This is a genomic window from Pantoea sp. RIT-PI-b (genome assembly GCF_001187905.1).
Taxonomy (GTDB): Bacteria; Pseudomonadota; Gammaproteobacteria; order Enterobacterales; family Enterobacteriaceae; genus Pantoea; species Pantoea nemavictus.
In genome coordinates this window covers 124153-143229 of record NZ_LGIS01000017.1, presented here as the reverse complement: position 1 = coordinate 143229, position 19077 = coordinate 124153, and the positions used below count along the sequence as shown (strand labels likewise).

The window sequence follows — 19077 nt, the reverse complement described above, 5'->3', positions numbered from 1 at the left end:
CCTCAGTGGACGATAGAGATGGTGCAGGTGGTGCCCGCTACCAGCGGCACGCCATCCGGCAGCGTATCTAAACGAATGCGCACCGGTACGCGCTGCGCCAGGCGTACCCAGGGAACGTTGGGTTTGATATCTGGCACCAGTCCGCCATCGCTGGTCACGCTTTGGTCGTAAATGGCACGCCCAATGCTCTCCACTTTGCCCTGCAATCTGGCGCCGTTGCTGTACAACACAATGTGCGCGACCGCGCCGGGCTGAATATGGCGCAGCTTGGTCTCTTCGAAATACCCCATCACGTAATAAGAGTGGCTATCCACCAGTGCAAACAGCGGCGTGCCGGCGGTTGCATAGTTGCCGGTGCGCAGCGTCAGGTTGCTGATCCATCCATCGGTCGGGGCGGTCACGCTGGTTTGATCGAGATTCCAGCGCGCCTGATCGAGGCTGGCCTGGGCCGCTTTTGCGGTCGCCGTGGCGGCATTAGCGGTTAAACGTGCAGCATCCATATCTTCGGCAGAAATGACATTACGCGGCAGGCTGGCACGGCGATTGGCTTCATGCTGGGCTTTGGCGAGATCGGCCTGCGCTTTGGCTAATTGCGCTTCAGCGTTGGCGACAGCAATTTGCCAGGGCACCGGATCAAGCTTGAGCAAGGTGTCACCTTTATGCACAAACTGATTGTCGTTGACGTTCAGCGCAATGATGCGTCCTGACACTTCCGGCGTAATATCGACCAGTTCGGCGCGCACTTTGCCGTCACGCGTCCAGGGCGATTGCATATAGTAATTCCACATCCACCATCCCGCGAGTAGGGCCAGAGCAAAGATCACTACGGTTGAAAAATACTTAAAAGGGTTGAATTTCATAGTGATTTATCCGAGGCTCAGTAACCACAATGCGCCAGCGACGCAAAGTACAAACAGGGAAAGATCCATTAACGTGGGATGCCAGACATCGCCGGAGTAGATCCAGCCGCGCAGCAGCGGGTGGATGAGTAGCCAAAAGAAGAAACCGAGCAGCACCGCTTTAAACAACGGTGGAAAAAACAGCGAGGCGCCGAATACCAGATCGGTAAGCGGTGCGCTGGGGGAAAAAGCGGTTAGGGACACGTGTCATCATCCTTTTTGACCGGGATTCATCTAAATAGAGTCTAGACAGCAAGCGTATGCGCTGGCCTGATATTTGTAATTTGCCAGGTAAACTCGCAGAATAGTGTAAAATCTGGCTTAATAGCTAGCAAGCTAATTATAAGGAGATGCAATGGATACGCCCTTGGGAACCGATCTGTCTCGCCTGGTGCGCATTTGGCGCGCTTTAATTGATCAACGTTTGAAACCGCTTGAGCTGACACAAACACACTGGGTGACGCTACACAACATTCATCAACTCCCGCCAGAGCAGTCACAGATTCAGCTGGCAAAGGCGATTGGCATTGAGCAGCCTTCATTGGTGCGCACGCTGGATCAGCTGGAAGAGAAGGGCTTAATCACCCGCGCTACCTGCGCTAACGATCGTCGTGCTAAGCGCATTAAGCTGACCAAGCAGGCCGAGCCGATTATTGAGCAGGTTGAAAATGTGATTGATGCTACGCGCGATGACATTCTATCCGGCATCAGCCTGGAAGAGATCAATCAGATGGTGACGCTGATTGCGCGACTGGAAAAAAACATTCTTGAGTTTCACAACCGCGAGAAATAAAAAAACCGACGCCCGGCGTCGGTTTTTTTTATCAGCATGCTTATCGCGGTGAAACGGTCACCTGGCTGCCGTTTGACGCCATGACGACGCGCTGGCCAACCGAGTAACGTGTGGCAGCTTGTTTCTGCACCACCATAATCGTGTTGCCATCATCCTTACGGATTTCCAGCTCTACACCATCAGACTTATTAACCGCACCCTGCACGCCCTGACCGGCTACGCCACCGAGCACGGCACCGCCAGCAGTGGCCAGGCTACGTCCGCTGCCGCCGCCAATGGTGTTACCGAGGAAACCACCCAGTACTGCACCACCAATCGCGCCAATCACGTTGTTTTCATCACCGCCCTGGATTTTAACCGGACGAACCGATACCAGCGTACCGTAAGAAACACTTTGTACTTGTTTAGCTTCGTTGGCGCTATAAACGTCACCGGAAAGGGTGCTGTCGTTGGCACAACCTGCCAGAGTTAAGCCGGTCAACGCCACGGCTACAAAACGCTTAATCATCAGAACGCTCCTTAATGCATAAAAACGCCATATATCTCATCCTGTACTGCAAACAGTATAAGACAGAAAACTGGCAATTGACTCTAAGTCCGTATAAAACGCGGCTGGGGCGAAGCATAGACCATTCCGCCTCAACAAAAATTCAATTACGTGACGAAAATATTTCTCAGCTGGAATGCACTGCGCAGCAGCGCTGAAAAGCGGAATTTTATCATAGAATTAGCCCCGGTAATTTGCCAGGCTTAAGCCAGATGATATTAAGGGAGTGAATCGCGATGAAATCAGGGCGCTATATAGGCGTGATGTCCGGCACCAGCCTTGACGGTGTAGATGTAGTGCTGGCGGCGATTGATGGACAGATGGTGGCGCAGCAGGCCAGCTATTGCCACCCGATCCCGCAGGAACTACGTCAGCAGGTGCTGGCGATCTGTCAGGGACAAACGCTAACGTTATCGCAGCTCGGTCAGCTGGATACGCGGCTGGGCAAGCTGTTTGCTGAAGCGGTATTAACCTTAATGCACCAGCAATCGCTGGAGGCCAGCGATATCATGGCGATTGGCTGTCACGGGCAAACGGTGTGGCACGAGCCACAAAGTGATGCGCCCAATACGCTACAAATTGGTGATAACAATCAGATTGCCGCCGCAACGGGCGTCACCGTTATCGGTGATTTTCGCCGCCGCGATATGGCGCTGGGCGGTCAGGGTGCGCCGCTGGTCCCCGCCTTCCATCAGGCGTTGCTAATGGACAGCGTCGAACGTCGCATGGTGCTCAACATCGGTGGCATCGCCAATTTGTCACTGCTGATACCGGGCCAGCCCGTGCGCGGCTTTGACACCGGCCCCGGCAATATGCTGATTGATGCCTGGATTTGGCGTAATAAAGCGTTGCCTTACGATAAAGATGCCGCCTGGGCACGCAGTGGCAACGTGGTGCCGGCGCTGCTGGAGTTGATGCTCAACGATCCCTGGTTTGCGCTGCCGCCACCGAAAAGTACCGGGCGTGAATACTTCAATCTCAGTTGGGTAGAACAACAGCTGCAGCGTTTCCCTGCGCTGGCACCGCAAGACGTTCAGGCCACGCTAAGCGAGCTGACGGCCTTGACGATAGCGCAGCAGGTACAGCTCAACGACGGTTGCGATCGACTGCTGGTGTGCGGCGGGGGCAGCCGCAATCCGCTACTGATGGCGCGCCTGGCGACCCATCTGCCGGGTACCGAAGTCGGCACCACCGACGCAGCCGGCATCAGTGGTGATGATATGGAAGCACTGGCCTTTGCCTGGCTGGCATTTCGCACCTTGAACGGTTTAGCGGGCAACTTGCCTGCAGTAACCGGTGCGCGAGAAATGAGTGTCCTGGGCGCCATTTATCCCGCCAATCCCCGCCCCCTTCGTTAAGAGGTAAACATGAAGAAAATCGTCATTCTGTTGAGTAGCGTCGCGCTATTAAGCGGTTGCGGCATGCTGCATAAACAGGAACAAACACCGCAGCAGCTGCATTATCAGTGCGGCACCTTACCGTTAACGGTTACGCAGGATAATGCGAAGCAGCAGGTGAGTTTTATTCTGGATGGCAAACCGCTGACGCTGACGCAAACCGTTTCGGCATCTGGCGCGCGCTATAGCGATGGTAATTACGTCTTCTGGTCAAAAGGCAATGGCGCTTTTGTTGAACGTAATAACAAAATCGTGATTAATGATTGTGAACTGCAGAGTGCGGATACCTCCGTTAAGTAAACGTTAGGGAACGAGAAACAGCATGAGCGACAGTGACAGCTTGCAAAACATTGCCCATTTGCGTCGTGAATACACCCGCGGCGGGCTGCGACGTAAAGATCTGCCAGATAATCCTCTGGCGCTGTTTGAACAGTGGTTGCAGCAGGCCTGCACCGCACAGTTGCCCGATCCCACGGCAATGACGGTAGCTACCGTTGATAGCAGTGGACAGCCGTATCAGCGCATCGTTTTGCTCAAGCATTACGACGAGCAGGGCATGGTGTTTTACACCAATCTTGGCAGCCGTAAAGCCCTGCAACTGGCCGAGAATCCGCGCATTTCACTGCACTTCCCGTGGCATTTTCTCGAGCGTCAGGTGATGGTGCTGGGTGAAGTGGAGAAGCTATCCCCGCTCGAAGTGCTGAAGTACTTTAGCAGCCGCCCGCGCGACAGCCAGATTGGAGCCTGGGTTTCAAAGCAGTCGAGTCGTATTTCTGCACGCGGTGTGCTGGAAGGTAAGTTCCTTGAGCTAAAGCAGAAGTTCCAGCAGGGTGACGTGCCGCTGCCCAGTTTCTGGGGCGGTTACCGTGTTAAATTCCACAGCGTGGAGTTCTGGCAGGGTGGTGAACATCGCCTGCACGATCGCTTCCTTTACCAGCGCGCGGACAATGGCTGGACGATTGACCGTTTAGCCCCGTAAAACTGCGTTTTATCCCCTTTCAACGCTGGCGCAGTTGGCGCCAGCGCTTTATGCTATAGCCCTCTTTTTTTTCGTCTCCGCACGTCAGCGGAAAGCTGTGTACCAGCCTAGGTGCAGTCTGATCAATTTGGAGTCAGTGATGACCAGCAGTAACCTGATACAACAATTGCAAGAAAGGGGCTTAGTCGCCCAGGTAACGGATGAAGAAGCGTTAGCAGAGCGACTGGCGCAAGGGCCAATTGCACTCTATTGCGGCTTCGATCCTACCGCTGATAGCTTGCATTTGGGCCATCTGGTGCCGCTGCTCTGCCTGAAACGTTTTCAGGATGCCGGACACAAGCCGGTCGCGCTGGTGGGTGGTGCCACTGGTCTGATTGGCGATCCCAGCTTTAAAGCAGCAGAACGTAAACTTAACACCGCTGAAACCGTGGGCGAATGGGTCGACAAGATCCGCAACCAGGTCGCGCCATTCCTCAGCTTTGACTGTGGCGATAACAGCGCCATTGCTGCCAATAACTATGACTGGTTTGGCGGCATGAATGTACTGACTTTCCTGCGCGACATCGGTAAGCACTTCTCGGTAAATCAGATGATCAACCGCGAAGCGGTGAAACAGCGTCTGAACCGTGAAGATCAGGGCATCTCATACACTGAGTTCTCCTACAACCTGCTGCAGGGTTATGACTTTGCCGAGCTGAATAAGCGTCACGATGTGGTGCTACAGATTGGCGGTTCCGATCAGTGGGGCAACATCACCTCAGGTATCGACCTGACGCGTCGTCTGCATCAGCAGCAGGCGTGGGGATTAACCGTACCGTTGATTACCAAATCAGACGGCACTAAGTTCGGTAAAACCGAAGGTGGCGCGGTATGGCTCGATGCGAAGAAAACCAGTCCGTATAAGTTCTACCAGTTTTGGATCAATACGGCGGATGCGGACGTGTATCGCTTCCTGAAATTCTTTACCTTCATGAGCATTGAAGAGATCAATGCGCTGGAAGAAGAGGACAAAAACAGCGGCAAAGCGCCACGCGCGCAGTACGTGCTAGCTGAGCAGGTGACGCGTCTGGTGCACGGCGAGAGCGGCTTGACAGCAGCAAAACGCATCACCGAAAGTCTGTTCTCCGGCAGCCTGAGTGCCATGACCGAAGCTGACTTCGAGCAGCTGGCGCAGGATGGTATGCCAACCATTACGCTGACGGCAGCAGACGATCTGCAGCAGGCGCTGGTCGCTGCTGAACTGGTGCCATCGCGCGGCCAGGCACGCACCATGATCGGCTCTAACGCGGTAGCGCTGAATGGTGAAAAGCAGTCAGACGCCGAGTACCGTTTTAGCGAAAGCGATAAACTGTTTGGACGCTTCACGTTGTTGCGTCGCGGTAAAAAACATTACTGCCTGATAAACTGGCAGTAAGCGTTCAGGGCCGGCATCCGGCCCTTTTTTATGGCAAGGCAGTACAGGGCAAAATGAAAAATATTCTCGCAATTCAATCTCACGTTGTTTACGGACACGCGGGTAACAGCGCCGCCGAATTCCCGATGCGCCGCATGGGCGCAAACGTTTGGCCGCTGAATACCGTGCAATTTTCAAATCATACACAGTACGGTCACTGGACCGGCACCGTGATGCCCGCCACGCATTTAACTGACATTGTTAAAGGTATTGCGGCGGTTGACCGCCTGAAGACCTGTGATGCGGTGCTGAGCGGCTATTTAGGTTCAGCGGAGCAGGGCGAACAGATTCTGGAGATCGTGCGTCTGGTTAAAGAAGCCAACCCGAATGCGTGGTTCTTCTGCGATCCGGTGATGGGCCACCCGGAAAAAGGTTGTATCGTGGCGCCGGGCGTGGCGGAGTTCCACTGCAAAATGGCGCTTCCCGCCAGTGACATCATCGCGCCGAATCTGCTGGAGCTGGAAATGCTCAGCGGGCATGAAGTTGCTAACGTCGAGCAGGCGGTAGTCGCGGCCCGTGAACTGATCGGCAAAGGGCCTAAAGTAGTGCTGGTGAAGCATCTGGCACGTGCCGGGCGCCGCAGCGATCGTTTCGAGATGCTGCTGGTGACCGCCGAAGAGTGCTGGCACATCAGTCGTCCGCTGGTGGACTTTGGCGTCCGTCAGCCGGTGGGCGTTGGCGATCTCACCAGCGGCCTGCTGCTGGTCGATCTGCTGCACGGTAAATCGCTGCAGGATGCGCTCGAGCACATCACCGCAGCGGTATATGAAGTGATGCTGAAGACCCACGAAATGGGCGAGTACGAATTACAGCTGGTAGCAGCGCAGGATGCGATTGCCAAACCTACGCAGCACTTCGCGGCTGAAAAGCTGTAACCCTCTTCAGGCCGGTTTTACACCGGCCTTACTCGGTTAAACCAAACCTTCCGCCTGCAACGCTGCCTGCACTGCCGGGCGCTCCGCAACGCGACTGAACCAGGCTTCCAGTGCATCCAGTCCAGCCAAATCCAGCTTGATGGCTTTAGCCCAGCGGGTCACCACAAACAGGTAAATGTCGGCGACGGTAAAGCGTAATCCCAGCAGCCACTGCTTATCCTGCAATGCCTCATTCACCGCCTGATACTTCTTCTCCAGCTGCGCGCGCACGATGGCTTTGTACTCTTCCGGTGTATCCGCACGGAACAGCGGGCTAAAGCTTTTATGCAATTCACTGCTCACGAAGCTAAGCCATTCCAGCGTGTGATAACGCGTCAGGCTGCCGGTGGGCGCCAGCAAATTGCGATCCGGCTTGAGATCGGCCAGATATTGCACAATTGCGACACCTTCGGTCAGGATGCTGCCGTCATCAAACTGCAACGCCGGGACTTGTCCTTTCGGGTTAATTTGCCAGTAATCCTCTCCCTGCTCGGTAACCTTATTCTGCAGATCGACGTTCACCTGAGTGAAATCCAGTCCACATTCAAGCGCGACAATATGCGGCGACAGTGAACAGGCGCCGGGCTTGCAATAGAGTTTCATCATGGCTTCTCCTTGAGTGTTGTGGTGATCGAAGCAGCATAAATCTGCCAGTAATTTTTCCCAGTGACAGCGATCAGGATTTGCGGTCACCCTTGAGGTTTTGTTCAGCAAAGCATGGCAGTAAAGGCAGTTTCTCGAGCGCAAAATTCCAAAATTGCCTCACCTTGGGTGTCATATTCTTTACGCGTTGCGTCACCAACTGTACGGGAAGCGGGGCCGGTTCCCATTCAGGGAGTAAACGCTGGAGTGTGCCACGGTGGATATCATCGATAACCTGATACGACAACAGGCGTCCGATTCCGTGAGCATTACGCAGCGCTTCCCGCTGGCTCTCCACGTCGTTGACGCGCAGGCGCGGGTTAATGCGGACACGCAGATCCTGCGCAAAACGCCATTCGCGCGTATGCAGCAAACTCGCCACTAATGCATGCTGAGCGAGTTCAGCGGGATGGGTGGGGATGCCGGCTAGCGTTAGATAATCGGGGCTGGCAACCAGCGTTGAGCGTACGCTACCAACCTGACGCGCCACCATGGAGGAGTCCTGCAATTCGCCAATGCGCAAGGCGATATCCAGGCCATTTTCAATCAGGTCCTGATAGCTATCACTTAGCACCACTTCAATCTGCATCTCGGCATGCTGCTGTAAGAAGCTGCTCACCAGCGGCATAACATGATGGCGACCAAACTGCACCGGCGCAGTGATGCGCAATAGCCCATGCAGGCCACTATGGTGAGCGCTATCCAGCGCGCGCTGATAGTCGCTCAGCAGGCGTTGCGCCTGTTCAAACAGCTGCCAGCCTGCTTCAGTAGGCGCCAGCTGACGCGTAGTGCGTTCAATCAACGTGGTGGCCAGACGGGCTTCCAGCGTGTTAAGGGTGCGGGTGATCACCGGCGGCGAGCGCTGGAGCAGACGTGCGGCACCGGCCAGGCTGCCTTGCTGAATCACCGCGACAAACACCTGTAGCTCATCGAACCTGTCCATGATTATTCCACTCTGATTAACAGTGACGGGTCATGATGAAGTTAAGTGAGCAAAAAGCGAAGTGTGTTAGACGGAAAAGCGTAAAGAAAAGAGCAAAGAGAGTGGAATAGCGAGGGCAAGAAAAAGCCGGGACTCGCCCGGCTATTCATTTACTGATTCGCGTTCGCGCGTTTCAGTTCAGTCTGCGTATCATCCTGCGTCATGCGGTTCAGCAGTGGGGCGGTGAACAACATCACCAGCGCAATCACGCCTGTTGCGATACCAATCTGCTGGAACACCTGGCTGTACACTGCCAGTGAAGCATGCGGATCGGTGACATCGCTGGGTACGGCCATCAGATTCGCCACTTTACCGGCAATCATTGCCGCACCGGCGGTGGTCAGGAACCATGATCCCATGATGAAGCCCATCAAGCGCTGCGGAACCAGCTGGGCAACCATCGCCAGACCCAAACCAGAGATCATCAGCTCGCCGATACTCTGCAGTGCATAGCTAAGGATCAGCCAGTTAACCGAAACGATGCCGGCTTCGTTGGCAAATTTGGCACCAAACGGCAGCACCAGGAAGGCTGCAGAACACAGCACCATACCGAAGGCAAATTTGTGCGGCATCGGCATTTTGTCGCCGAGTTTGTTATACACCGCGGCCAGAATCGGGCTCGCCAGCATAATCCAGAACGGGTTCAACGCCTGGAACTGCTCCGGCTCAAAGGTGATGCCCAGAATCGCGTGCTCAACGTTACGAATAGCGAAGAAGTTAAGTGAAGTCGGCATCTGCATGTAGAGCACGAAGAACACAATCGCTTCGACCATCAGCAGGAAGGCAACAATCATCTTACGGCGCGCTGCGCCCTTCAATGCGAAGGCTTCTTTAGCAAAGATCAACACAATACCTGCCGCGATCACACCCAACGTCATACGCGCGATGCTTTGGTGATGCAGCAACCACGCCGCCAGCGCCACCAGCGCCACCACGCCAACCAGCGTCATCAGCAGTTTGCCGACCTGCAGCGGGGCGAAATCCGGCTTGGAGCCGTAGTTTTTCACCAGACGCTGGCAGAACATGAAGTTCAGTAGCGTAATGACCAGGCCCACCACCGACAGCGAGAACGCCGCGCCCCAGCCATATTTCGCAGCCAGCCACGGTGTCAGCATCATTGAGAACAGCGAACCAATATTGATCGACATGTAGAACATGGTGAAGGCACCGTCGAGGCGCGCGTCATCTTTCTCATAGCAGGTCGAAAGCAGGGAAGAGGGGTTGGCTTTAAATAAGCCGCTACCAACGGCGATGGTCGCCATGCCGATATAGACCATTGAAGTATCGTGGCCAGAGAAGGCAATCAGCGCGTAACCCAGCGCCAGCACAATCACCCCAAGCACAATCACGCGTTTGGTACCCAGTACTTTATCGCCAAGCCAGCCGCCGATAGCGACTAAACCATAAACCAGGGCGCTAAACGAGGTGAACAGCGTAATGGAATCCGCTTCGGACATTCCCAGCTGTTTAACCAGGTAAACCGCCATGATGGCTTGCAGACCGTAGTAACCAAAACGTTCCCATAGCTCGATGGAGAAGATCAGATAGAACGCTTTCGGTTGCTTAAAAGCGTTGAGGCTTGGCGCCCCGTCAGTGTGTTTGTTTGCAGTTGACACTTGTACCTCAGTTTTAACATAGCCTGTTTTGTGACAGGAATTAAGTCTGCGTCGGGCTGGGTAATCCCGCGCAACATTGTTATTAGAAAGGAAAAACGGCGACTAATTTGGCTGAATCACGCCATCAGGGCAAGCATTTTTTGCACGCTGAAATACTTGTCATAGGTAGGGTTAATGCCGTTATACAAAGTTGTAAATCAGTGTTAAATCTTGCTGCGTGGCATTATATCAGGATAAAGATGCTAAATGCAGATCTGGAAGATCATTTTCCTGATATAAACTGCTCAGGCAGGCTTTATTAGAATATATCGCTGAAGGTTATGATTTATACAGATAATATTATTATCTCTGTTCATAATGTAAGCATAATAGCTTGATTGGTGAGCGTAATAAGCAGTCAAAAGATTCCAGAACGCTAATTTGTTGATCCTGCGCACAAAACCGCGAATTAATTAAAAGGGTAAAAGAAGTAAACGTTTGCCTGGCTGACAAGTGACGAATAATCGCGCGATTGATGCTGCGTTTTGCCAGATAAAAAAGCAGTAATAAGTGCAATCGTCAGCAACGTCGTCAGCATAAATCGCCATTTTTGGCCCTTAGACAGCCCGTCCGCTTTGCTGTAACCTCGCTTTTTCCCTGAAAGGACGTAGTCATGACGAAGTCGATTCGTGTCGCCCTGATTGGCGATTATCGTGCCAGTGCCTTAGCGCATCAGGCGATTCCTCCTGCCGTAGAACTCGCTGCAAAAACCCTCTCCCTTGATGTCAGCGCCGACTGGATTGCCACGCCTGAGCTCGATCAGCACAATCTCGCCGATTACCAGGCGATCTGGCTGGTGCCGGGCAGCCCTTATTTGAATGATGAAGGCGTGTTTGCTGCGTTGCGCTGGGCGCGTGAAAGCGCTAAGCCGTTTTTGGGCTCGTGCGGCGGATTTCAGTACGCCATCGTTGAATACGCGCGCAATGTCTTGGGCTGGGAAGATGCCAGCCATGCCGAAACCGATCCTGGCGGTCGTTGGGTGATTGCGCCGCTGGCCTGTTCGCTGGTGGAACAGCGCGGAACCGTCACCTTTGCGCCGGGATCGCGTATCGCCCAGGCTTACGGTGCCTTGCAGAGTGATGAAGGTTACCACTGTAATTTTGGCGTCAATGCCGAATTCAGTGAGGCGCTGGCAACGCAAAATCTGCGCATCACTTCATGGGATTTGGCGGGCGACGTGCGCGGCATTGAACTGATCGATCATCCGTTCTTTGTCGCGACGCTGTTCCAGTCTGAGCGCGCGGCGCTGCAAAATCGGTTATCGCCGCTGGTGGTTGCCTGGCTGCAGGCGGCTGCAGTTTAAACCTGCACCTGACGACAATCGCGGAAAACACCCGTAGAGTCGCCATTCATGGCGACCGTTATTACAAGAGCTGCAACAACGGCTTACGATCCCGCCCCGATTGGTGATAGCTGTCGATTGCCTCGCGCCACTGCACCAGCGGGAAAATCGCTACCTCACCGCAATGACTGGTGCGTAACAGTGGCCAAAGCGTGCAAAACAGCTGTTGCCAATCCTGCTGCGCTAATCCTTCAAGCGTATGCCGCACGTGGAACCAGTGCAGCGCCGGGCGGGGCGCATTCACCCGCACCGGCTTGCCGCTCAGCACGCCGTAGGCAACAAATTGTGCCTCGGCGGGCAGGGCGTGCCAAATCAACTGACCGATCTCGCCACCTACTGCATCAAACACCACATCGCACTGCTGTGCGACGGCGGCGATCGCTTCACGCTGGGTTTCGCGCAGTGATGTGATACCTAACGCCTGCAAACGTGAAGCATGTTGCGGCGCACGGTGCACCACGGTGATAGCGGCCGCGCCCCATTGGCGGGCCCACTGCGCAAGTAATAAAGCACAGGCGGAACCGCCTGCGGTGATCAGCACGCGTTTAGCCGTAGGCGGCCATTGCTGCAGCATCAACAGCGCCGCCAGCGGATTAATATAGGCACGCGCAGCCAGCGCACTGTCGATGTCACAAGGTACCGGCACGGCCATGTGTGGGTCACAATCAATATAACGTTGCCAGGTGCCGGTGCTACGCAGCGGCAGCACGCGCTGGCCGAGTAAAGAGGTGAAAGCGGCGGGCGCCTCAATGACTGTGCCCACGCCTTCATACCCGGCGACCTGCGGCGGTATAACGCGATGGCGATAAGCACCGGTAACCGGAATCAGGTCGGACGCATTGATGGGAGCGAATTGCATCGCGACGCGCAGCAGACCCGCAGCGCGAAGCAGTAAAGGGGCGGATTCAAGGGTGAGGACGCGGGCGGGATCGCCAAACTGCCGATAAACCAGCGCAAGATTGCCCGTGGTTATCGGCAGTGAGTCAGAGTTCGGTTTTGGCGTCGAACTCACACAAATCTTCAATCAGGCAGGAGCCGCAGCGCGGCTTGCGCGCCACGCAGGTGTAACGGCCATGCAGAATCAGCCAGTGATGGCAATCGACCTTGAACGCCGAGGGCACCACTTTCAGTAGCTTATCTTCCACTTCTTCCACATTTTTACCTGGTGCAAAACGTGTGCGATTACTGACGCGGAAAATATGGGTGTCGACGGCGATAGTCGGCCAGCCGAAAGCGGTGTTCAGCACCACGTTAGCGGTTTTGCGGCCCACGCCAGGCAGCGCTTCCAGTGCCGCACGATCTTCCGGCACTTCGCCACCGTGCTGTTCCAACAGGATGCGGCAGGTCTTGATGACGTTTTCGGCTTTGCTATTAAACAGGCCGATGGTTTTGATGTACTCCTTTACGCCATCAACGCCCAGCGCCAGTATCGTTGCCGGCGTGTTTGCCACCGGATAGAGCTTCGCGGTGGCTTTATTAACGCTAACGTCTGTCGCCTGAGCCGATAGCAACACCGCAATCAGCAACTCAAACGGCGAGCTGAAGTGTAATTCCGTAGTGGGATGCGGATTTTCATCACGCAGGCGCGTGAGGATCTGCGCGCGTTTCTCTTTATTCACACCGCTTTCCCGGTTGCGCCTTGCGGCTCGGCTTCAGGAGCGACGGCGCGAGTAGCGGCGCGCTGTTTCATCTTCTGGTCAATCAGGTATTTGGCCGCCAGCAGCATGCCGAGACCAATAAAGGCGCCCGGTGGCAACATCGCCAGCAGCATTGGCGAATCAAAGTGTACCACTTCAATGCGCAGCGCTTTGGCCCAAGGGCCAAGCAGCTGATCCGCGCCGTTGAACAGCGTGCCGCTGCCAATCAGTTCGCGAATCGAACCCAGCGTTACCATCGCGCAGGTCGCGCCCATGCCGATGGCAAAACCATCAAGCGCGGAGAGCGGAATGCTGCTCTTTGAGGCGACGGCCTCAGCGCGACCCACCACGATGCAGTTGGTGACGATCAGCGGAATAAAGATGCCGAGTGACTGGTACAACCCATAGGCATAGGCGTTGATCAGCATCTGCACACAGCTCACCACTGAGGCGATGATCATCACGTAAATCGGGATACGGATTTCCGCGGGCACCCAACGGCGCGAGGCGGAAATCGAGCTATTGGTGATGGTGAGCACCAGCGTGGTCGCCAGGCCTAAACCGAGGGCGTTAGTGGCGGTAGAAGTGACCGCCAGCAGCGGACACAGGCCAAGCAGCTGGACCAGCGCGGAGTTATTTTTCCACAGGCCGCCGACCAGTAAATTCTTCGCTTCACTCATTTGCATCTCCACATTCAGGCAGCGAAGCGAGCTTCGCGGGCAGTGTTTCAATTAGCAGCGCGGTACGCTTAGTGGCATTAACCACGGCGCGCGGCGTAATGGTTGCGCCGGTAAATTGGTCGAATTCACCGCCGTCTTTTTTCACCGCAAAATTTTTGTCATCAGCGCCATGGATCACTTTGCCATTAAAGCTGTTGATCCAGTCTGAAATACGCAGTTCGATTTTATCGCCGAGGCCTGGCGTTTCATGATGCTCAACCACACGCACGCCCAACACTTTACCGTGGAAATCGGCCCCGACTAACATCTGAATCGCACCAGAATAGCCGTCTGGCGCGGTGGTCTCAAGCGCTGCAGCGACGGGCAGATCGCCTTTGCGCGCTAAATAGAGATGATGTGGCCGGTCATTCCCCAGCGCAGCGGCATCCGTTACCAGAAAACACTCCTGCTGAATGTGATTGTCGTACAGATCGGTTGGCACCACCTGATCTAACAGATTTTTCTGTTGCAGCGCAGTTTGATGCTCCACCGTCGGCTTGGTGACATAGTTGACCACCGCCGTTACCCCGGTGGTGATCACCGCGAAGGCTGCCAGCGTTACCGCATTTTTACGAATAGCATCGATCATCTTCAATCCTTGCGATGGCCGTAAACGCGCGGCTGAGTGTAGTAATCAATCAGCGGTACGCAAATATTGGCCAGCAGCACCGCGAAGGCGACGCCATCCGGATAGCCGCCAAAACTGCGAATCAGCCACACCAGTAAACCAATCAGCGCGCCGTAAATCAGACGTCCACGATTGGTGGTCGAGGCGGTTACCGGATCGGTGGCAATAAAGAACGCACCGAGCATGGTGGCACCGGAGAACAGGTGAATCAGTGGTGAATTCAGCGACCCCGGCGAGAACAGCCAGCCTAGCGTGGCGCAGAATGCCAGCGAGACGAGGAAACTGACCGGGATGTGCCAGCGAATGGCATTTTTCGCCAGCAGCACTACGCCGCCCAGCAGATAACCGAGGTTAACCCATTGCCAGCCAAGGCCGGCTAACACGCCGGTGTAAATCGGTTCGGCTAACAGCTGCTCGGCGCTGTGTCCGGCGCGCAGCCCGGTTTTAAAGGTATCCAGCGGCGTCGCCTGGCTGACGCCATCTACGCCAAGCTGCAGCTGCTGCATGGTTTCACCCGCCAGCGTGTGGTGGGTGAAGATCATGCTGAGCGAATCCATCAAGCCGGGTTTAATCGCCTGCAAGCTATCAGGCGGCAGCCAACTGGTCATTTGTACCGGGAAGGAGATCAGCAGCACCACATAGCCCACCATCGCCGGGTTGAACGGATTTTGCCCCAAACCGCCGTACAGCTGCTTGGCAATCACGATGGCGAAAATCGTCCCCAACACCACCAACCACCAGGGCGCGAGCGGCGGCAGACTAATGCCGAGCAGCAGCGCGGTGAGCAGGGCGGAATTATCAGACAGCGTTGGCACCACCGGCGTTTTGCGCAGGCGCAGTATTGCGCCTTCGGTTGCCCATGCGGTCGCCGTTGCCAGCAACACCTGAATCAGAAAGCCGACGCCAAAGAAATACCACTGTGCGGCCATGCCCGGCAACGCCGCCAGCACCACCAACAGCATGATATTGCCGGTGCTGCGGCGGTTGTGGGTATAGGGAGAACTTGCAATACGAAAAGCCATTTATTCCTCAGTCGTCGAAGGCTGCTGCTGCGCTTTACGCGCTTTGGCACGGGCGACCGCAGCGGCAATTGCCGCTTTGCGTGGGTCGGCGGAGTCAGGAGAGGCAGCAGCCTCCACTTCAGGAGAAGATGTTTCGGTCTGCTGCGCGGCGGCAGCGGCGGCTTTTTTCGCTTTCGCACGCGCAATTGCTGCTTCCACGGCGGCTTTTCGCGGATCGACCTCAGCGGCAGGCGCAGCGGCTTCGGGCTCAGCCGGCGCAGTGTCAGCAGCTGGCGCGGCAGCGGCGGCTTTTTTCGCTTTCGCACGCGCAATCGCTGCTTCCACGGCGGCTTTGCGCGGATCGACCTCAGCGTTAGGCGCAGCGGCTTCGGGCTCAGCCGGCGCGGTGTCAGCGGCAGGCGCAGCAGCGGCGGCTTTTTTGGCTTTCGCACGCGCAATCGCTGCTTCAACGGCGGCTTTGCGCGGATCGCCCTCAGCGGCAGGCGCAGCGCTTTCCGGTGCAGCCGGCGTGGTTTCAGCCGCTGGTGCGGCAGCTTTCTTCGCCTTGGCGCGGGCAATCGCCGCTTCCACCGCCGCTTTACGCGGATCGCCTGACTGGCGGCTCAGCGCCTGGGTTTCAGCTTGTTTCTCGGCCTGCTGCGCCAGAGCTTGTGCGTGACGCGCTGCGCGCTCTGCCGTTTCTTGCTCGGGTGTTTTTTCCTGACGCGCTTTCACACGCGCCACGGCGGCATCACGTTCACCCTGATCGCTACGTGCCACGCGCTGCTTGGCCTGTTCATGACGCGCTTCACGCGCCTGTTTTTCACGCTCTAAACGTGCCAGACGGGCTTCAAAGCGGGCTTTAGCTTCGGCGGTACGTTGCGCTTCAAGGTCGATGGCGCGCAGTTCGGCCTTCTCCTGGCGATAATATTGCACCAGCGGAATATTGCTGGGGCAGACATAGGCGCAGGCGCCGCACTCAATGCAATCATCGATATTATGCGCGCGTGCTTTATCGTGATCGCCGCCCTGGCTGTACCAGAATAGCTGCTGCGGCAGCAGTTTCGCCGGGCAGGCATCCGCACAGGCGCTGCAGCGAATGCAGGATTGTTCTTCCTGATCGTTGCCCATCTCGCTGGCGGAAGGCGCCAGAATGCAGTTGGAAATTTTCACCAGCGGCACATTCAGTGATGGCAGGGTAAAGCCCATCAGCGGACCGCCCATGATCACCATTTGGCGTGAACCCGGAGTGAAACCGGCATGTTGTAGCAGATGGCTCACCGGCGTGCCGAGACGTCCCCAGACGTTGCGCGGGTGGGCCAGCGCTTCACCGGTCAGCGTCACTACGCGTTCGGTAATCGGTTCACCGTCAACGATGGCGCGTTTAACCGCCCACGCGGTGCCGACGTTTTGCATCAGCACGCCAATATCGGTGGATCGTCCACCGTGTGGCACTTCAAGGCCGGTGAGAATCTGAGTGAGCTGTTTGGCCCCGCCAGAAGGATACTTGGTGGGGATAACGCGAATCTGCAACTCACGATCGCCGCCCAGCGCCTGCTTAAGTGCGGCAATCGCTCCAGGCTTGTTATCTTCAATGCCAATCAACACGCGTTCGGCCTGTAGCACCCATGCCAGAATGCGGCAGCCTTCCAGCACTTCGGCGGCGCAATCCTGCATTAAGCGGTCATCGGCGGTGATATAAGGCTCGCACTCGGCAGCATTAATGATCAGCGTTTTAACGCCGCGCAGGCCGCCGCGCAATTTGGTGGCGGTCGGAAATCCTGCGCCGCCTAAACCGGCGATGCCGGCATTGTGGATGCGTTTAACGGCATCTTCACGGGAGAGCGCGCGGTAATCGGGCTGTGGATCGAGCGTGGTCCAGCGATCTTCACCGTCGGCACGCAGAAAAATGCACAGCTCAGATAAACCAGAAGGGTGCGCCGTCATGTGCGGCGCAATCTCTTCAATGGTACCGGAGGTGGGCGCGTGCACCGGCAGCATGCGTCCGCCGCCAAACGTCAGCGGCTGACCGCGCAGCACCTTATCACCGGGTGCAACACAAATCTCACCTTCATGACCGATGTGCTGTTTTAACGGAATGATGAAGCGATCGGGCAGCGGTAGCTGACTGAGCGGCGTACCGTTTGACTGGGTTTTCATTTCCGGCGGATGAATGCCGCCCTGAAAATCCCACAGCTTCTCTTTGCGGAACAGGTTTAACAAATTAAGCATGGGTTTCTACCGGGATCACCCGTACAGGAATGGTGTCGAGATTCCACTTCCAGTTGGCCGTAGTAGTGGCCACTGGGCGCATCTCAATACAGTCGGTTGGGCAAGGCGCAACACAGAGATCGCAGCCGGTGCAAACGTCGCTCAGCACGGTATGCATGGCGCGCGTGGCACCCACAATCGCATCAACCGGGCAGGCCTGAATACATTTGGTGCAGCCGATGCAGTTGGCTTCATCGATCCAGGCAACAGTACGAATCGGTTCCAATACGTCTGCGCCGCCGTCCAGCGGTTGCGGTTCTACGTTGAGCAGCGATGCCAGCTTGAGCATGGTTTGCTCGCCGCCCGGCGCGCATTTATTGATCGCTTCATCGTTGTTACCCACCGCATCCGCGTAAGGACGGCAGCCGGGATAGCCGCATTGTCCACATTGGCTCTGCGGCAAAATGGCATCGATTTGCTCAACAATCGGGTCTTCTTCCACCTCGAAGCGACGCGAGGCGTAACCGAGCAGGGCGCCAAACACCAGGCTCAGCGCAGCGAGTACCGCAATAGCAATCCAAATCGCAGTCATTAGAATTTCACCAGCCCGGTGAAGCCCATGAATGCCAGCGCCATCAGACCTGCGGTAATCAGTGCGATCGAGTTGCCTTTAAAGGGCGCGGGCACATTAGCCAGCACCAGACGTTCGCGCATGCCGGCGAACAGCACCATCACCAGCGAGAAGCCGAGTGAAGCACTGAAGCCATACAGCGCAGCTTGCAGGAACGTGTGATTCAGGTTGACGCTCAGCAACGGCACGCCCAGCACCGCACAGTTGGTGGTGATCAGCGGCAGGAAGATGCCGAGCAGGCGATAGAGTGACGGACTGGTTTTGCGCACCACCATTTCGGTGAACTGCACCACGACCGCGATCACCAGGATGTAGGCCATGGTGCGCAGATAAACCAGATCGAGCGGCACTAGAATCAGGTGATTGACCAGCCAGGCGCAGATCGCCGCCAGCGTAATCACGAAAGTGGTGGCAAGTCCCATGCCAATGGCCGTTTCCAATTTTTTTGACACGCCCATAAATGGGCAGAGGCCGAGGAATTTGACCAACACGAAGTTGTTCACCAGCACGGTGCCAATAAAGAGAAGTAAGTAATCGGTCATTTTTTAACCTGGGAAGCCGAAAGGCGTCTATTATCCGGAATTGAGAGCTGCATCTCAACCTTCACGCGGTTTGTGTGGGGGTTGAGAGCACTCAGAATTAAATTG

At 55.9% G+C, this 19077-nt stretch carries 21 protein-coding genes; 7 read left to right on the top strand and 14 right to left on the bottom strand.

Features of this window, described 5'->3' with window-relative positions; genetic code table 11:
• Positions 1–2 precede the first annotated feature (2 nt).
• Together AC790_RS11005 and AC790_RS11000 are read right to left on the bottom strand one after the other, a co-directional pair.
• Complete coding sequence (locus tag AC790_RS11005) at positions 3–860, bottom strand: HlyD family secretion protein (RefSeq protein WP_049851807.1); 858 nt, start codon at positions 858–860, stop codon at positions 3–5.
• A 6-nt stretch (positions 861–866) separates the two neighbouring features.
• Entirely contained in the window at positions 867–1103 is a 237-nt protein-coding gene (locus AC790_RS11000; protein WP_007892782.1) for a DUF1656 domain-containing protein, read from the bottom strand.
• A gap of 151 nt (positions 1104–1254) precedes the next feature.
• Between AC790_RS11000 and slyA the strand changes: the two genes are divergently transcribed.
• Positions 1255–1692 carry a transcriptional regulator SlyA gene (slyA, locus tag AC790_RS10995; protein ID WP_007892783.1) on the top strand — a complete coding sequence of 146 codons (438 nt, stop codon included), beginning with the start codon at positions 1255–1257 and terminating at the stop codon, positions 1690–1692.
• 40 nt (positions 1693–1732) lie between these two features.
• Here the strand turns inward: slyA and slyB are convergent, their stop codons facing one another.
• The gene (slyB, locus tag AC790_RS10990; protein WP_007892784.1) at positions 1733–2200 is read right to left on the bottom strand and encodes an outer membrane lipoprotein SlyB; all 468 of its coding nucleotides are present in this window, start codon (positions 2198–2200) and stop codon (positions 1733–1735) included.
• Between the two features lie 275 nt (positions 2201–2475).
• Here slyB and anmK point away from each other — a divergent pair, with 275 nt between their 5' ends.
• The 5 genes from anmK to pdxY all read left to right on the top strand — a co-directional run bounded on the left by anmK (position 2476) and on the right by pdxY (position 6943).
• The gene (gene anmK, locus AC790_RS10985; protein WP_007892787.1) at positions 2476–3597 is read left to right on the top strand and encodes an anhydro-N-acetylmuramic acid kinase; all 1122 of its coding nucleotides are present in this window, start codon (positions 2476–2478) and stop codon (positions 3595–3597) included.
• Positions 3598–3606: 9 nt separating this feature from the next.
• Positions 3607–3936 carry an MliC family protein gene (locus tag AC790_RS10980; RefSeq protein WP_007892790.1) on the top strand — a complete coding sequence of 110 codons (330 nt, stop codon included), beginning with the start codon at positions 3607–3609 and terminating at the stop codon, positions 3934–3936.
• Between the two features lie 22 nt (positions 3937–3958).
• The gene (pdxH, locus tag AC790_RS10975; protein ID WP_049851806.1) at positions 3959–4615 is read left to right on the top strand and encodes a pyridoxamine 5'-phosphate oxidase; all 657 of its coding nucleotides are present in this window, start codon (positions 3959–3961) and stop codon (positions 4613–4615) included.
• Positions 4616–4754: 139 nt separating this feature from the next.
• Positions 4755–6029: a tyrosine--tRNA ligase gene (tyrS, locus tag AC790_RS10970; RefSeq protein ID WP_007892793.1), complete on the top strand. Its 1275-nt coding sequence runs from the start codon at positions 4755–4757 to the stop codon at positions 6027–6029.
• Between the two features lie 53 nt (positions 6030–6082).
• The gene (pdxY, locus tag AC790_RS10965) at positions 6083–6943 is read left to right on the top strand and encodes a pyridoxal kinase PdxY (RefSeq protein WP_007892795.1); all 861 of its coding nucleotides are present in this window, start codon (positions 6083–6085) and stop codon (positions 6941–6943) included.
• A gap of 36 nt (positions 6944–6979) precedes the next feature.
• Here pdxY and gstA read toward each other — a convergent pair whose 3' ends face one another.
• From gstA to dtpA, 3 genes are all read right to left on the bottom strand, one after another.
• A complete protein-coding gene (gene gstA / locus AC790_RS10960; RefSeq protein WP_200902264.1) occupies positions 6980–7585 on the bottom strand; it encodes a glutathione transferase GstA in 606 nt (201 codons plus the stop codon).
• Between the two features lie 73 nt (positions 7586–7658).
• Complete coding sequence (locus AC790_RS10955; RefSeq protein WP_049851804.1) at positions 7659–8567, bottom strand: LysR family transcriptional regulator; 909 nt, start codon at positions 8565–8567, stop codon at positions 7659–7661.
• A 149-nt stretch (positions 8568–8716) separates the two neighbouring features.
• On the bottom strand, positions 8717–10222 hold the full coding sequence (dtpA, locus tag AC790_RS10950; protein WP_007892800.1) for a dipeptide/tripeptide permease DtpA: 1506 nt from the start codon (positions 10220–10222) through the stop codon (positions 8717–8719).
• A gap of 652 nt (positions 10223–10874) precedes the next feature.
• On the opposite strand from dtpA, the gene AC790_RS10945 reads away from it, so the two are divergent.
• Positions 10875–11564, top strand: a complete 690-nt coding sequence (locus tag AC790_RS10945; protein WP_049851803.1) for a CTP synthase — start codon at positions 10875–10877, stop codon at positions 11562–11564.
• Between the two features lie 61 nt (positions 11565–11625).
• Here the strand turns inward: AC790_RS10945 and AC790_RS10940 are convergent, their stop codons facing one another.
• The 8 genes from AC790_RS10940 to rsxA all read right to left on the bottom strand — a co-directional run bounded on the left by AC790_RS10940 (position 11626) and on the right by rsxA (position 18972).
• Positions 11626–12462 carry a zinc-dependent alcohol dehydrogenase family protein gene (locus AC790_RS10940; protein ID WP_082204282.1) on the bottom strand — a complete coding sequence of 279 codons (837 nt, stop codon included), beginning with the start codon at positions 12460–12462 and terminating at the stop codon, positions 11626–11628.
• 124 nt (positions 12463–12586) lie between these two features.
• The gene (gene nth / locus AC790_RS10935) at positions 12587–13222 is read right to left on the bottom strand and encodes an endonuclease III (protein WP_007892804.1); all 636 of its coding nucleotides are present in this window, start codon (positions 13220–13222) and stop codon (positions 12587–12589) included.
• The gene (locus AC790_RS10930; protein ID WP_049851802.1) at positions 13219–13920 is read right to left on the bottom strand and encodes an electron transport complex subunit E; all 702 of its coding nucleotides are present in this window, start codon (positions 13918–13920) and stop codon (positions 13219–13221) included. Before AC790_RS10930 ends, nth begins: the two co-directional genes overlap by 4 nt.
• Entirely contained in the window at positions 13913–14548 is a 636-nt protein-coding gene (rsxG, locus tag AC790_RS10925; RefSeq protein WP_049851801.1) for an electron transport complex subunit RsxG, read from the bottom strand. Before rsxG ends, AC790_RS10930 begins: the two co-directional genes overlap by 8 nt.
• A 2-nt stretch (positions 14549–14550) precedes the next feature.
• A complete protein-coding gene (gene rsxD / locus AC790_RS10920; protein ID WP_049851800.1) occupies positions 14551–15609 on the bottom strand; it encodes an electron transport complex subunit RsxD in 1059 nt (352 codons plus the stop codon).
• On the bottom strand, positions 15610–17820 hold the full coding sequence (gene rsxC, locus AC790_RS10915; RefSeq protein WP_049851799.1) for an electron transport complex subunit RsxC: 2211 nt from the start codon (positions 17818–17820) through the stop codon (positions 15610–15612). It lies immediately after the preceding gene.
• Positions 17813–18391, bottom strand: a complete 579-nt coding sequence (gene rsxB / locus AC790_RS10910) for an electron transport complex subunit RsxB (protein WP_049851798.1) — start codon at positions 18389–18391, stop codon at positions 17813–17815. The genes rsxC and rsxB overlap by 8 nt, the downstream gene beginning before the upstream one ends.
• Complete coding sequence (gene rsxA / locus AC790_RS10905; protein ID WP_007893776.1) at positions 18391–18972, bottom strand: electron transport complex subunit RsxA; 582 nt, start codon at positions 18970–18972, stop codon at positions 18391–18393. The genes rsxB and rsxA overlap by 1 nt, the downstream gene beginning before the upstream one ends.
• Between the last annotated feature and the right edge of the window lie 105 nt (positions 18973–19077).